The organism is Pantoea sp. CS_6, assembly GCF_041954745.1.
In the GTDB taxonomy this organism is placed as follows: domain Bacteria; phylum Pseudomonadota; class Gammaproteobacteria; order Enterobacterales; family Enterobacteriaceae; genus Pantoea; species Pantoea stewartii.
Genome location: NZ_JAVAYG010000012.1, coordinates 149,312 through 163,399, shown reverse-complemented (window position 1 = coordinate 163,399; position 14,088 = coordinate 149,312). Strand labels below are relative to the sequence as shown.

Genomic DNA, 14,088 nt, shown 5'->3' with positions numbered 1-14,088 from the left:
CTGAATCTGCAGGCCGCGACTTTGTGCAATCTGTTGAAGATAATTTTCCGCTAAGTTTTTTTGCTCTTTTGCCGATTGCCAGCTCAGGACGCCAATAGTGACGGTAAAACCAAGCGTAATAGTCAGGCCACCGGCAAGCAGCATCTGGGTGCGGGTGGTCAGTGTTTTTTTTGCAGGTTGAGAAGTCATGCGGATTCCCCTGAAATCGATCGGCTTAATTGACTTCCCTGCCAGACAGACGCTTTTATGTTCCTTAAGGATCTATCGGCGCTCAATAAACGAACTTTAATTCTCATGACTCAAGTCAGACCTTAATCACAACGTTCATCATCAGGGGGAAAGCGCATGATTTCGAAAGAGAACGCAGAACATTATTTCTGGGGTGAGCAGTGTGAGGGTTGGCATCTGCTTAGAAGACACGATCTGAGCATTATTTATGAGCAGATGCCGCCTGCAACACATGAAATACGGCATTATCATGTGCGATCGCGGCAGTTCTTTTTTGTGCTGGAAGGCCAGCTCAGCCTTGAGGTGGAAGGTGTGGTGCATCATCTGCAGACGCAACAGGGAATTGAAATTCCCCCCGGCGCAAAACATCAGGCTCGCAATATCAGCGATAACAGCGTCACTTTTTTAGTCATTTCTCATCCCACAACGCGTGGCGATCGTCACGATGTCGTCTGAACACCGGGCGGGAAAGTGAAATTTTGGTAACTTATCGCGATGATTTTGACCTGAAACAATAAACGGGCGGAAAAAATATGTCAGTTTGTGCCCTCTTTTTTGGCGGGATGAAAAACCGGACTTATTCATGTGGAATCATACTGGCTGGCTTCACAGCTCTGCGCTTTGTTTTGGCTGGCTTGCCAGATATCTCCATCACTACGCTTTTGCCATCACACATTTGACTGGCTGATCGTAATGCAGGCAAGCACGGCGTAAACCAGTCAGTGCGCGCGAAGCGTTATGGAGAGAGCGTTGTGCGGGATAACAGGAGGGCAGTTCACAGGTAATGAACTGCCTGGAATGAACCATCAGGCCGCTTTAACGGCGCGGACTTTTTTCTCACTTTGCGCAGTCGCGTCAGCTGTTTCTGACACATTTTGCGCCGTGCCAGGTAATTTGCTGGTGCGAAGAATATGCTGTACCGCGTCTTTTTGCTCTGCCAGCAACAACCCTAAGGTTTCAGCCTGCGATTCGTCCATATCGGCCTGGTGTGCCAGTAACCAGTCGGTGAACGCCTCTGCCATATCCAGCATTTTATCGTAGGCATCGGCCTCTTTCTTATTGGCAAATGTCATCTTCTCTTCACCCTTTCTGACTACTACAAATTTGGTTTCGACAGCCATTTTATTGCCCTCACATACTGTTTATTTATACAGTATAACACAGTCGGCGACGTTTTCCAGTGAAGAAAAGACACAACGGTTAAACCTGCCCTGCTTACGCCATTCGGTGTGCATCAGGCCAGTAATTCTTCCATAAACTCAGCCAGCGCTTTACGGGGATCGTCCTCTTCCGACACGATCATTTCGATTCCCCATTGCCCCAATACTTCTTTTGCCACCGGGTTATTGCGATTGGTAAAAAGGTAAGATTTGGGTCGGGCGGTTGCCAGGCCTGTGCGCCCCCACATTTTTGTCAGCCGATAGAAGAGCAGACGAATATTAAAATCACTGATGCTGTAGCCAACAAACAAAACCGAATTGCCCATGACATCATGGGTCAGCTTGATATCTAACGGCGAATCAAAATAGAGGCGTTCAAAGTAGCTGCTTTCATCCAGTACGATAGAAGTATCGTCATCAAAGTCGCCATGAAGTTTGATGATATGACGTTTATCTTCGGTGAGTGAAACCAGATCGGCTGCATTCGCCACTTTTGAATAAGGCACGCCATGGGCCTCATGCGCGGCTTCCAGCCACCGATCGTAATTCGTGGTATAGATGCGTGAAAAGTTGCCCTGAGTGATCATGGTATGAATTTCAGAGCTGCGGACATCAATATCAGGCCGGTGCCATTCGCGATCCATCCAGCTTCGTAACGGTCCTAACGAACCTTTTTTCTGCTTGTAGTACTCAGCCAGAGAGAGGTGCGTACCGTAAGTATTAAAAATTTTCGGATCGTACCCCAGTTCATTAGCCAGATGAGCGATAAGCTCATGCCATTCAGGCAGGCCGAGATTACGGGAAAGACCGGCTCCGGCAAACAGAATGAGCTTGCCGGAATCGTATGCGCGTTTGAGCTCAGGTTTCATGCCACGCCTCGTGCAGTTTTTAAAAAGGCAGCAAAACGATCCAGCGCAATGCGACGGTTGGAAATTTCGTTTTTCTTCTCGCCCATCTCAGCGAAGGTTTGATCGTATCCTTCGGGAATAAAGATACAGTCCCACTGGAATCCATGGGGACCGGCAGGTTCAGGTGCAATAGTGCCGCGCAATTCGCCGAAAAACTGGTACATTTTGCGTCCGTCGCAATAACCCAGTACGGTTTTGGCGGTTACACCCTGACTGTCGAGGCCCTGTACCAGCGATGCAAAGCGATCGGCACCGAGGCGATTCCAGAAAATACGCGTCAGCCCCGCAGGCAAACCATTCAGGCCATCCAGATACAGCCCGGTGTGCTCAACAAAAAGCGGACGTCCGATAATAGAGAAGGCCTTCGTCAGTTTATCTCGCACTAAATCCAGTTCATTTTCCGTTTGAATTTCTTCAATGCGACGCGCGATGGGTACGACGTCCACGCCCACAGGTTCCAGTATTCCGCGGACCTCCGCCAGTTTTTGCTCATTGGCCGAAAGGAATCTGATTTTCATGCTTCTTCCACGTTGATTACGCTGCCTCAGTCAAATTTATCATTGAGACAGAACAAGAGGTTATCGCTGGTGAGTGTAGCGCAAATTCGCGCCTTTCTGGCGTGAACATTTGCGCAAAACGCGGGGTTACAGAGTAGAGCGGATAAAACAGAACAACGCAGGACGTGAATAAGTCCGAATAAGGCATGATGTAAAACACCGCTCCGTTTAATAAGCACCCGCTGCATTGGCTATTTAAAGACACACAATCTTTTGCGCATCGTCTGCGTTTTTGCACCTTTCCAAAGCGCGGAAATACCGTAAGCCACAGAGAAACCGGCCGCGAAGTTCTTTCAGGGGCTCTGTTCGCCAGCCAGACTGATGCAGGCATCATCATAGTACTGACAGTATCAAGTCACTAACGTTTTATTTTCCATCCAGTGCCTGACAGATGAATCGAAAATATTACGCATAGCATAAGCCGTTTATCCTGCGCTCTCTGTTCCGTTCGTCAAAGCCGCATCACTCGTCAGGGGCTGAACCTGTCTTTCACTGGCAGAGAGTGCTCTGGCGAGGCTGTATAAAAGAATCGGGAAGAAAGTCGGACGTGACGCCCTGACAAGGACCCGTGTATTTGTCGGTGGCAAAGCTGTTTTGCAAACGGCAGCGATGAACGTTTATATCTTTTATTGCTAATGTACGGCATGTGCAGACCAGTGCCGCCCTTCACACCGACTGTTCACCCTTCCGGCATTTCAAAATTCATCCTGAGGAAAATGATAAAGACGCCGCACTACGCATGTTTTTGTGAAAAGCGGTTTTGAATGGTTCCAGAAACCCCCTGCACGTTATTCTGTCAGACAGAGCGACTCACTTTTCAGACGTGGAATGAAAAGCATCCCATAGCGGAAAAGATGACAATATCCGCCTTAGCGAAAAGTGCAAGAATCTAATGGCAGCAATACGTTGTGTTTTCATAAGCAAACGGCATCACGTCCGCAGCCATATAAATGTTGTTGATCTGATAAATTCTTATAGCGACGATAACCTCCCGACTGGCTTTAAGTACAGTGACGGAGAGAGGCCATCAGGATGATATTAGCTACCCGTTTTTATTCTTGCCGTCACTTGTCAACGCTCCGCTTATAGCTCTGCTTTACAGCACGAAATGTGTGATTAAACCTTAAGACAGACAGGCGCGCGTACCCACAATGTTATCCATCATAGCGATCTATATTGCGCTGACTAACCGTGTTAAAAGAAGGATTTGTCCTGTAAGAAAAGTTGCAGACTTCAGTAATCGTCTGGCTTCACAAAAACTAATCCCGTGAACAGGAATGAACAAGACGGTTAACGCATTATCCGGCGATTAAGACACAACCATTTTGGAGCAGAATGAAGATAAGGACAATTTATCATGGGGAATTATTAACCTGACGTTATCATTTACCTGCGCTGGAATGAAGCGACTTTATTATGCCGTAATATCCCTGTAACTGGTAAGGAGGCAATGCATTACACACTGATTTTTATTGCTTTTTTAAGTAAATAAATGGGCGTTATTTTCAATACGTCACCGTAATATGCTACCGTTTATCACCTGGACCTCAACGAAAAAGGCGCTGACAATGCGTCTGGCATTTAAATTTTATGTATGTTTAATGCGTTTAAAATGCCGTAATAATCCTAAGCGGTAACAAATTTGTACATTTCAGACAGAAGAGATATTTCTTTCCTTGATTATTTTTCGTAGAATGACCCTGTTTAAATATTCGCTGTAATTTAAGGATTAACCAATGGATGCGCTCAAAGCATTAAATAACCTTCGTATTCTACGCGCACAAGCCCGGGAAATTGAGCTTGATGTGTTAAATGAAATGCTCGAAAAGCTTTCTGTCGTTGTCGCTGAACGCCGTGAAGAAGAAGAAGCTGAGCAAGCTATGCTGCGCGAGAAAGCAGATAAGTTAGCTAAGTATAAAGAAATGCTGATGAATGACGGCATTGATATTTCTGAACTGGTTGATTTGCCCACAGAGACAAAAACAAAAGCTAAGCGCGCACCTCGCCCTGCTAAATATCGCTATACCGATGAAAACGGTGAAACTAAATCGTGGACAGGCCAGGGCCGTACACCATCGCCAATTAAAAAGGCGCTGGACGCTGGCGGTTCGCTTGACGATTTCCTGATCTGACAAAATGCGCGGTATTGATTTCGATACCGCGCATTTTATTGGAAACATTGTTTTAAGAGATTATCTGCTCATCATCATTATTGATGAACTGGCTAATTGTAGCGTCTCATTCTCATACCGATGAGGGAGATGATGGTAGCTGTCGCTTTCAGTAATACGCTCAACCGTTTCTGAATACCGCTCCAGCGCAGTCCGCATTTGCACAACATAATCATGCGTATCGTAAACCCGATCGATTCCCTCTAATGCATGATTCATAATTTTTCTTGCCACATCGTTTGGCGTGTCCAGCGCGGCGAGTTTCGAACGTGCCGTTCGACGTAAATCACGCGGCGTGAAAGGTTCCAGCCCTAATCCCCGAGGCGCACGCAACATCCGGCGTAGTGCCTGATTCAGCGCACCTTTCGAAAGCGGCTGCATGACATCACGCGGCGCAGGTACGAGCCAGGGAGAAGCCGGATCGCTGGCGGCAATTAAGGCCTCAATACAACGGCGCATTAACGCTGAAATGGGTAAAGTATGTTCGCGCTGGGACTTGTTACGTGTTCCCTGCTTCCATAATCCGGATTGCAGATTAAATTCTGATTTCCGCGCCTGAACAACTTCGTCAGGCCGACGGGCGCTGACCAGACACAGACGTAAGGCCCAGCGTACCTGTTCTGACAACGACCAGTTATCCAGACCATGCCAGAAAACCCAAATCTCCGCGTCTGACAGTTGCCGGCTTCGTGGAGGTGACGCACGGCCCGCAATATCACGTTTCCTCAGTGAAGCCACGGGCGAATGCGCCAGGTAACCCTGCATTTCGGCCCAGGACAAAAACTGTTTAGTCAGAGCAAAAACGCGCCGGGCTTCCTCTTTTTTACCTTCAGAAATCAGGATGTTATAGAGCCTGTTTAATCGTAAACGCGTCAGGTTTTTTAGCGGTAAAGTGCCAATATTCGGCAACACATGCCTGAGTAGTGATGATATGGCAATTTCGGGACGACGTCGGGTGACAAGCAACGACAGTTTTACCCACACGCGGATAACCTGCTCCACTGTTCCTTCGTCGCCAAAATTATCCAGATCAGACAAGGAAGCATGTCTGATCTGATTGAGCCAACACATGACGTGACGGCCCACATGCGGCGATGTCATTTCTGTCAAAATTTCTGCCACTGCCTCTCCTGATCGTAAAACTGTCGGCCAGATTCTACCTTTCAACAGCCTGTGACTCCAGACCTGTTAAGTCTGGAGTCACAATGGTAGCGCTGTACGCTTTTTAAGAAAGTCATTAAGGAAAAGACTCTCATTATTTTTAAATGGACTGGTTAATAAACCCGCAGAGAACAACGCGATAAATGATGGATTATTTCCACAATGGCGCTTTCTCAGGAGATAAAGACGATGAATGGGATACGTCAGCTAACTGAAAAGTATGCGGTCAAAAATTCCGCGATGCGTTTTGTGCATTTGACAGCTATTCGCTGTACGGAGATCCGGGCAGGAAACCTCTGCGCACGTTCAGATGAACAGGCGCAGTAATAGCAAGTGAGATAGCTTCACTAATACCAGGAGGCGCAGATAAATTACGGGGTTCTGATCGTCGTGCTACCGCTTCATGAGTACGCCCCCTGCCATAAATTATGAGGCGCACCGCCAGTAAGATCTCTGCAATACCTGGCTCGGGCTACGGGAGAGATTATCGATAACAAGGCACTCTCGGGTTGACCATGTGGTCAGAATGCATTTGATACAGCGGCACCGCACTCTAACATTGAAAATGAAACAATTGCGCGTAACACCAGCCGCTTCAGCTCTTGCTAAACGTATAGTTAAAAACTCGTCCGTTTTGAGTTTGCACAGTAAGCGTCTTTCCCGCCGATGTATCCAGGGCCCTGGCCTGACTGTATTTCCACATCATGACCTGCTGCCCGTTGGGATAAGGTGATTCTGTATCAGGCGGTCCAAACATACGAATGAGCTCCGCGCGTGTCGTCTGACCGGGTTTAATCTTCTGAATAGTCGCCGTATCGAAATTGTGTCCCACAGAGTTAGAACATGCAGCAAGAACCCACACCAGGCCCATGATAATTAGTGATCGCATTACGTTGTTCCCGGAGATGAGTTTGACATGCGTTGCATCGCGCTGTGTTACAAGGGTTGTACTATTATGATATCGGCAAAATAAGCATTCACTGCAATAAATGTCCGAATGCGTATTATGGCCTACAGACCGCCCGATGGCGTACTAAAATTCCGTACTGGCATGTCGACATTATTAAAAACGTTGCGTGATGAATTATCGCTGCTCTCAGTCAATACGATTTCCGGTTTCGCCACCGCGAGACAAAGGCTGAAGGTGACGGCTATGGCCGTGCTGCATGTGGACGACTCGCCTGTTCACTCTGCCGACAGTCGTTAATTCTGCCGCCTGAATCACATCGATAAAGCACTAATTTTCAGTCGGTTAGCCAGACATCACTCTTTAAACACCCATTAACTTCGTGTGCCACACAGGATTGATCGCCACGTCATGCTGAACGCCAGCTTACCGGCAAAAAAATGCAGGCCGTTAACTGGCCTGCTCGCGTTATCCTGAAAATGGTTGGAACGATTTTTATGTCTGTAAAAAAGGAACAACTGCCCCTTTGTACAGAATAAAAAAATCACTTATTAGTTACACTGTCACTTTTTTTTAGTATGGCAGACAGTCGCTTCATTTTTTCAGCGAAGGCCTTAGCACACAGGCGTTCTTATAGACTCTCCAGATTCAGTGAAAGCCAGTTACCCTGTGCATAGCGTGCCAGACCGGCCTCCTCAAAGCGCCACAGATGGAGCCAGCCGTTATCGAGCAGTTTCCGGATAACCTCATGCTTACCAATCACTGCGTCAATGGCGCTTTGCGGCGCGTCGATAACAACGGTCAGGCGCAACGGCTCGTGCATCCAGTGCTCGCCGTCATGGAGCGACTGACGTGATAAACCGATCCGCAGATCGCCGCCATTACCCTCAAAGACACCGATACGGCCCCCCACTACGTTGTGCAGCACCTTATTGCCGCTCCCCAACCTTTGCGGATCGCATGTTGACGCGTGGTACTGCCAGTTGATCCAGTGTGTGACCAGCATGGGTGCGGTCATCAGGCCTTCCAGTAGACTGCCATCACTATCCTGACTCGCATCGTAGTCATGCAGAAAGCTGCGCCCGCCCAGGACTACGCCACGACTTCTGTGACGAGGGGCAATAAGAAAGGCTGCGTTGCCCGAAAGACCCCATTCGGGACGGGTTTGTGCCCCGTCATTAGCGCGACGGCGTAGTTGTCCGAGCAACACATCTTCGGGCGCACGCGGGTCCAGCTTAAGGGCGGGTGCCCGCTCGCGGCGGACCTGATCACTGGCTTGATTAAAAATTGGTTGCAATCGCTCACAGCGGGCGCGCGCACTTTGCGGCAACAAATCGAGATCAAACCACTCGATTTCATCGGTAGTCGTGTTATGCAGGGCGGCCACAAACGTCGTAGAGTCCGGAATCACTGTTCCTTGCGCTTGCAACCCCTGGCGAACCTGTGGTTCGTTAAGCAATTGCGCCAGGCTGCGTGCATTCACTTCACCGGTCTGGCCACAACAGGCACCACAGTCCAGTGCCGCTGCGTGGGCATTGTTAGCTGACTGGCTGCCATGTCCAACGAGGAGCACTATAGGTGCCAGATGCTGTTCCAGGCCCATGGCATGAAGAACCCCGGCAGCGAGCTTAACTTTAGCCTCAGTATCCAGCCCAACCAGTTGTGGGCGGCACGTCTCCCGAAACCGCGCAGGTAAGCCAGCAAGATCATCTCTGGCACGTGCTTTATTGCCCGGGCGTAACCAGTTTACCAGCTTGACCGAGTAGCCCAGTCCAACCGCTTCCACTAACGAGAAGGCAGCCCCCGGCCAGCGGTTAATCGCATTCCATTGATCGGCCATGGCAAATCGGGCGTGACGCGAACGACTGGCCTGGCTTTGCAGTGCCGCATCGGCTTTATATTGCGAACCCGCCTCCACGATACGGTCAGCGACCTCCAGGGAAGGCGCAAGTAAGCCGGGTAACTGGGGACGGCGGGCTTGCGTGCCCAGCGGTGTGTAGGCAACGGGAAGGCCAAAGAATCCTGCACAACCGATGGTCTGTATACCAGCACTCACGGTCTCAAGCGCACGGCGCAACGGTTCACTGCGCACATCAATGCAGAAAGCAGCCTGGGCTTCGATTGCCTGATGTTCCGTACCATGACCGTTTGCCGAGGCCAGCCGATGTGCCAACTCACGCTGATAGCCAATCTCCAGCGCCAGTTGCCATACTTCGTCAACCAGCATCGCCTGTTCCGCCGCATCCAGCACCTGGTGAGCCTGTTTCCAGGCGTGCTGAAGCGAAGCAAGCGCGTGCCGGGTTGCTGCATCATCTTTGCATTCCAACAGGATTACGCCCCAGGCTAAGCGAATCGTCAGCAACTCGCGCAGGTGTGGGTCCTTACCCCCCGCCAGTCCCGCCTGCCAGCTCAGATAGGCACACCAGGAAGCCCACCCATTCACGGTAAGCAGCACCGATTCCAGATAATCCGCCCATACAGCTTCAGGCAGGCCCAGACGTGCGATAAGCCAACGCTCCGCATCGGTAGCATTATCGGGTAAGGCATTGATAGCATTTGTGATATGGGGCAACCCCATTAACAAACCGATACCCTGATCGTGCCCCAGCGTATCCCGCCAGAAGGCATATAAGCCCTGCCGCTGAGGTTGCCAGTTCGCCTGATCTTCATCGAAGTAGGCGGCGCAGGTTTGACCAACCTGGTGCGTGATAGCCTGCCGCCAGGATAATCTCTGGTGCCGATCAGGATCGTTGTCGAGCACATCAATTAGCAGCGGCAATTGCACTGGTGAGGTTCTTGCCTGTAACGCATCCAGGCACTGTTCAGCCGTCAGACCGGTCGCTTGTGCTTCGGGCAGCTGATGTAGCGCCAGATTGAGATCGGCAAGGCTGATACGGCCCTCGCGCCAGGCCAGGAACTGCTGATCTCGCGATGGGAATACCCGGATACCGCCGAGTACCGCCATCCGGGCGGCCACCCTGCGTACCGGCATGCCAATACGCAACCAGTGAGGGTTGACAGCAATGGCGCGGTCCAGCGGCCATGTTGGTGCAATCGCCTGGCAGGCCTGGCTGCAAGCCTGCTCAATTGCAGCATGCCGGGAACAGGCGTTTTGTGTCGATTGCGTCAGGCTCGCCGAACCGGTTTTTTCGTTATTGACTAAGGTATCCATCAGTAGGCTCTCCAGTTTATTCGTATGGTTCAGCTCAGCCTGTCAGCAACAGGCGCGGTTGGCACTTCAGGTTCAACGTGCATAGAAACCCGGGATGTGAGGTTAACTGGCCATAAGCGCAGCGCCAGACGTGTGAAGGCTTCGTCAAGGTAAAAACCCGCATAACTCCATTGACGCAAGCGCGACAGGTGTTGCGGCTGCTTTTGCAATAACACCTGACAGAGATACAGGGCCGCCATGCCTGCCAGCGCGATCAGACCCAGACTGTCATCCGGCATATCCTGCAGGCCAAGCGGCAGCGCATGTGCTGACAGCGCAACTGTCGTCAGACAGATCACCGTGACGCACCCGAAAAGAAGCTGCGCCGACTTTCCAGACCCGCCCTCTGAAGCCTCGGGTAACCACAGTAACGGTGCCCAGGCCATACCAAGCACCACACTCCACCACCAGGGCCAGGCGGCAAGACCTGAGAGCATCAGCACCAGAAACACGGCGGTAATTGTCAGCACGGGGGCAAAAAACACGCTAAGGGTGCTGGGCAAAGCGGCCCGGTGCAAAGCCTGCAGGCGAGTGTCTCTTACACCTTCCGAGGCCGACAGGAAAGCATGGGCTTTATAGAGTGAATGGCCAATCAGATGCAGTGCCGCCAGCGTATAAAGGCCAAGCGCGCATTCGAGCAGCATGAAGCCCATCTGCGCAACGGTTGACCAGGCCAACCGCACTTTAATACTGATGCGAGTCAACATGACAATGCCTGCCAGCACAGCGGTCGCCAGCGCGAAAATCAGCAACAGGATGCGCGCAGCGTTTGCCTGATCTAACATGGGAGCGAAGCGCATAAGCACAAAGCCACCCAGATTGACGACGCCAGCATGCAAGAGCGCGGATACCGGTGTTGGCGCCTCCATCACCTGTATCAACCAGCCATGCACGGGTAGCAAGGCCGTACGAAAGATGACCGCCATTACGAGCAGAACGGCACTCGCCTGTAAGGACAGGGACATGCCATGCTGAGCGATATGCATCCCCAGAGCTGACAGCGAGAAACTACCTACATCCCACCAGGCGAGCGCGGCAGCGCCAAGCAACATCACGTCAGCCATGCGATCCGCAATGTGCTTTTTGTGTGCCGCAAGCCGCGCAAAAGGCCGATCGGGATAAAAGCAAAGCAAGTGCTGAAGTGCCACACCGACTGCGGCCCAGGCCGCGATGAGCAGCAGCCAGTTATCGGCGATCACGAGCAGATGCACGCTGCACAGCACAACGGCCAGTGCGCCAATATAGCCTCGCTGGTTGGCTTCCCCTTCAAGGTAACGCGCAGAAAATGAAGCGATAACCTTACCCAGCACTTGCACCAGTAAAGCCAAAACCAGGCCAAAAGAGGTTGCCATTATTACGCCCGTCCATTGCGCACCACTGATGCCCGCGGCAAGACACAGTCCGGTTAAGGCAATGGTACTCAACGAGACTCCCTGTAATACACGCCAAAGCATCGGCGTGGTAATCCAACTAAACCGCGTCAGTCCCGCTAATGCGGCCATTAGAAATGCTGGCGCCAAAAAACAGACCAGATGCAGAACATCAAGGATATTCATTGTATTTCCCTCATACGCTTAATTAGCCGTATGATCATTGACCTGAACTATTCTGTAAAATATATTTATTTGCACATTTCAATATTAAAAAACGAATAATGAACCTCAACCAGTTGAATTTTCATCACCTTTATTATTTCTGGCGCGTGGCCAGGCTTGGGCATCTGACGCGGGCTGCCGAAGAGTTGGCCACCTCGCAATCGGCCGTTTCGGTGCAAATTCGGCAACTGGAGGATCGACTTGGAGAAAGTTTGTTAATCCGTAAAGGTCGCCGTCTGATGCTGACAGACACAGGTCAGCTGGTTATGGCCTATGCCGACAACATCTTTGGTCTGAGCCAGGAGATGTTGGGACGGTTAAAAGGCACGTCAGCCGGTGTTACACGGTTACGCGTGGGCAGCGTGGCAACGCTGTCGCGAAATTATCAGGAAAACTGGATTCGGCCCGCGCTTACCGACCCTGCCATAGTACTGACACTGGAGTCCGGATTACTGGAGGGCCTGCTGGTCAGGCTGACGCAGCATAAGCTGGATGTGGTGCTGGCTAATGAGACAGTACCTGCCGATCCCGATCGTCCGTTGCGCTGCGTGTTCCTGGGCAGCCAGTCTATCTCCGTCGTCGGCCCCGCGAGCAAATGGGCGTCACAAAGCCTGCGCATCCCGGAAGACCTGGATGGCGTGGAGATTGCCCTGCCCGGCCCGCGCCATGCCCTGCGTGCGCAATTTGATGCTTTATGTTCTAAGGCCGGCGTGACGCCAAGACTGCGAGCCGAGGTGGACGACATGGCGATGCTGCGTCTGATCGCCCGCGACAGCGGCTGGCTCACCGTGTTGCCCGAGGTTGTGGTTCAGGATGAGCTACGCGCCGGCATTCTTGTCTCCGTGGGCCAGTCAGATGAACTGCAGGAGCGCTTCTTTGCCATCACAACACCACACCGGCATCGTATTGACGTGCTGGAGCAACTGCTGGCAGGGGCGCAAAAATTACAGGTGCCCAACTGAGTATCACGCCGATTGCAGGTTGCCTGGCAATGTATTGAATCGCCAAATAACTAAAATATAAATATGCATTGGTATAAAAGATACAGACGAAAGTCGCGTAAATTTCACACATTTTCAGATGCCCAGGAATTTTCATTGCAATTTCCACTGCAGGCATTACCCTGTATATAAAACGCATACATTTTATATACAGGATGAGTATGGGCATCGTAAAAATATCCGACGTGATGCATGAGAATCTTCGTATTGCCAGTCAGGCAATGAGCCGTTCGATCAACTCGCAGGCTGAGCACTGGTTAAAACTGGGCATGCTGGCCGAGCTCTATCCGCAGTTAACGCAAAATGAACTGGCGCAAACGCTCATTCGTATAGAAATGAACGGCGGTGCTGATATTCGCCAGGTGCTGCATAAGAGTGACCTGGCCCCACAGGGAGAAGTGTAATGGGAACAGTGAAAATACATTCCGCCGAAGAAATCGAAAAAGCTCGCGCGGCAGGTCATGCTGCAGCACAGGTGCTGGCCATGATCACACCGCACGTTCGTCCAGGCATTACGACGGAAGAGCTGGACGATATTTGCCACGATTTTATTGTCAATGAACTCAACGTGACGCCGGCTAATATCGGTTATCACGGTTATACGCGAACCACCTGCACCTCTGTAAACCACGTTGTCTGTCACGGCATCCCTGCGGCAAAAAAACTGAAAGACGGTGATATCGTGAATATCGATGTCGCCATTATCAAAGATGGCTGGTATGGCGACACAAGCCGCATGTATTTTGTTGGCACACCGTCCGTGCGCGCCAAACGCCTGGTCGATATCACTTACCAGTCGCTGGTTGCCGGTATAAAAACTGTCCGTCCTGGCGCGACCTTAGGCGATATAGGGGCAGCCATTCAGCGCATTGCTGAAAATGCCGGCTTTTCGGTTGTCAGAGAATATTGCGGTCATGGCGTCGGCGAGATTTATCATACCGACCCACAAATTTTGCATTACGGTACGCCCGGTGAAGGGATGCCCTTGAAAGCTGGTATGATTTTTACTATCGAGCCGATGATCAATGCCGGAAAAGCGGGCACCAGCGTGCTTTCCGATGGCTGGACGGTAGTCACGAAGGATCGATCACTCTCCGCACAGTGGGAGCATACCGTTGCCGTTACCGACACGGGTTTTGACCTGCTCACGCCCTGGCCCGAGGGAACGGGCGATTATCCCGCTATCTGA

13 protein-coding genes are annotated in these 14,088 nt (G+C 51.1%); 6 read left to right on the top strand and 7 right to left on the bottom strand.

Features of this window, described 5'->3' with window-relative positions; translation table 11 throughout:
* On the bottom strand, positions 1-189 hold a 189-nt coding region (locus tag RAC90_RS17860; protein ID WP_375124594.1), incomplete at its 3' end, for a hypothetical protein.
* A 156-nt stretch (positions 190-345) separates the two neighbouring features.
* On the opposite strand from RAC90_RS17860, the gene RAC90_RS17855 reads away from it, so the two are divergent.
* Positions 346-684, top strand: coding sequence for a cupin domain-containing protein (locus tag RAC90_RS17855; RefSeq protein ID WP_277284342.1), 339 nt, complete (start codon positions 346-348; stop codon positions 682-684).
* 350 nt (positions 685-1,034) lie between these two features.
* On the opposite strand, the gene RAC90_RS17850 is transcribed toward RAC90_RS17855, so the two are convergent.
* The 3 genes from RAC90_RS17850 to RAC90_RS17840 form a co-directional block, all read right to left on the bottom strand.
* Positions 1,035-1,349: a YebG family protein gene (locus tag RAC90_RS17850; protein WP_006121982.1), complete on the bottom strand. Its 315-nt coding sequence runs from the start codon at positions 1,347-1,349 to the stop codon at positions 1,035-1,037.
* 113 nt (positions 1,350-1,462) lie between these two features.
* A complete protein-coding gene (locus RAC90_RS17845) occupies positions 1,463-2,257 on the bottom strand; it encodes an SIR2 family protein (RefSeq protein ID WP_033742404.1) in 795 nt (264 codons plus the stop codon).
* Positions 2,254-2,814, bottom strand: coding sequence for a non-canonical purine NTP pyrophosphatase (locus RAC90_RS17840; protein WP_033742402.1), 561 nt, complete (start codon positions 2,812-2,814; stop codon positions 2,254-2,256). Before RAC90_RS17840 ends, RAC90_RS17845 begins: the two co-directional genes overlap by 4 nt.
* A 1,775-nt stretch (positions 2,815-4,589) precedes the next feature.
* On the opposite strand from RAC90_RS17840, the gene RAC90_RS17835 reads away from it, so the two are divergent.
* A complete protein-coding gene (locus RAC90_RS17835) occupies positions 4,590-4,985 on the top strand; it encodes an H-NS family nucleoid-associated regulatory protein (protein ID WP_006121986.1) in 396 nt (131 codons plus the stop codon).
* Positions 4,986-5,045: 60 nt separating this feature from the next.
* Here the strand turns inward: RAC90_RS17835 and RAC90_RS17830 are convergent, their stop codons facing one another.
* On the bottom strand, positions 5,046-6,125 hold the full coding sequence (locus RAC90_RS17830) for a site-specific integrase (protein ID WP_033742617.1): 1,080 nt from the start codon (positions 6,123-6,125) through the stop codon (positions 5,046-5,048).
* 1,066 nt (positions 6,126-7,191) lie between these two features.
* On the opposite strand from RAC90_RS17830, the gene RAC90_RS17825 reads away from it, so the two are divergent.
* Positions 7,192-7,392: a hypothetical protein gene (locus RAC90_RS17825; protein WP_277284337.1), complete on the top strand. Its 201-nt coding sequence runs from the start codon at positions 7,192-7,194 to the stop codon at positions 7,390-7,392.
* 331 nt (positions 7,393-7,723) lie between these two features.
* Here RAC90_RS17825 and RAC90_RS17820 read toward each other — a convergent pair whose 3' ends face one another.
* Entirely contained in the window at positions 7,724-10,264 is a 2,541-nt protein-coding gene (locus tag RAC90_RS17820; RefSeq protein WP_375124593.1) for a YbcC family protein, read from the bottom strand.
* A gap of 29 nt (positions 10,265-10,293) precedes the next feature.
* Positions 10,294-11,805: an NADH-quinone oxidoreductase subunit L gene (locus RAC90_RS17815; RefSeq protein ID WP_277284908.1), complete on the bottom strand. Its 1,512-nt coding sequence runs from the start codon at positions 11,803-11,805 to the stop codon at positions 10,294-10,296.
* A 152-nt stretch (positions 11,806-11,957) separates the two neighbouring features.
* On the opposite strand from RAC90_RS17815, the gene RAC90_RS17810 reads away from it, so the two are divergent.
* The 3 genes from RAC90_RS17810 (at position 11,958) to map (ending at position 14,088) form a co-directional block, all read left to right on the top strand.
* Positions 11,958-12,860 (top strand): LysR family transcriptional regulator, encoded by a 903-nt coding sequence (locus tag RAC90_RS17810; protein ID WP_006121992.1) that lies wholly within the window; start codon positions 11,958-11,960, stop codon positions 12,858-12,860.
* Positions 12,861-13,060: 200 nt separating this feature from the next.
* Complete coding sequence (locus RAC90_RS17805; protein ID WP_039339494.1) at positions 13,061-13,303, top strand: ParD-like family protein; 243 nt, start codon at positions 13,061-13,063, stop codon at positions 13,301-13,303.
* The gene (gene map / locus RAC90_RS17800; RefSeq protein ID WP_006121994.1) at positions 13,303-14,088 is read left to right on the top strand and encodes a type I methionyl aminopeptidase; all 786 of its coding nucleotides are present in this window, start codon (positions 13,303-13,305) and stop codon (positions 14,086-14,088) included. Before RAC90_RS17805 ends, map begins: the two co-directional genes overlap by 1 nt.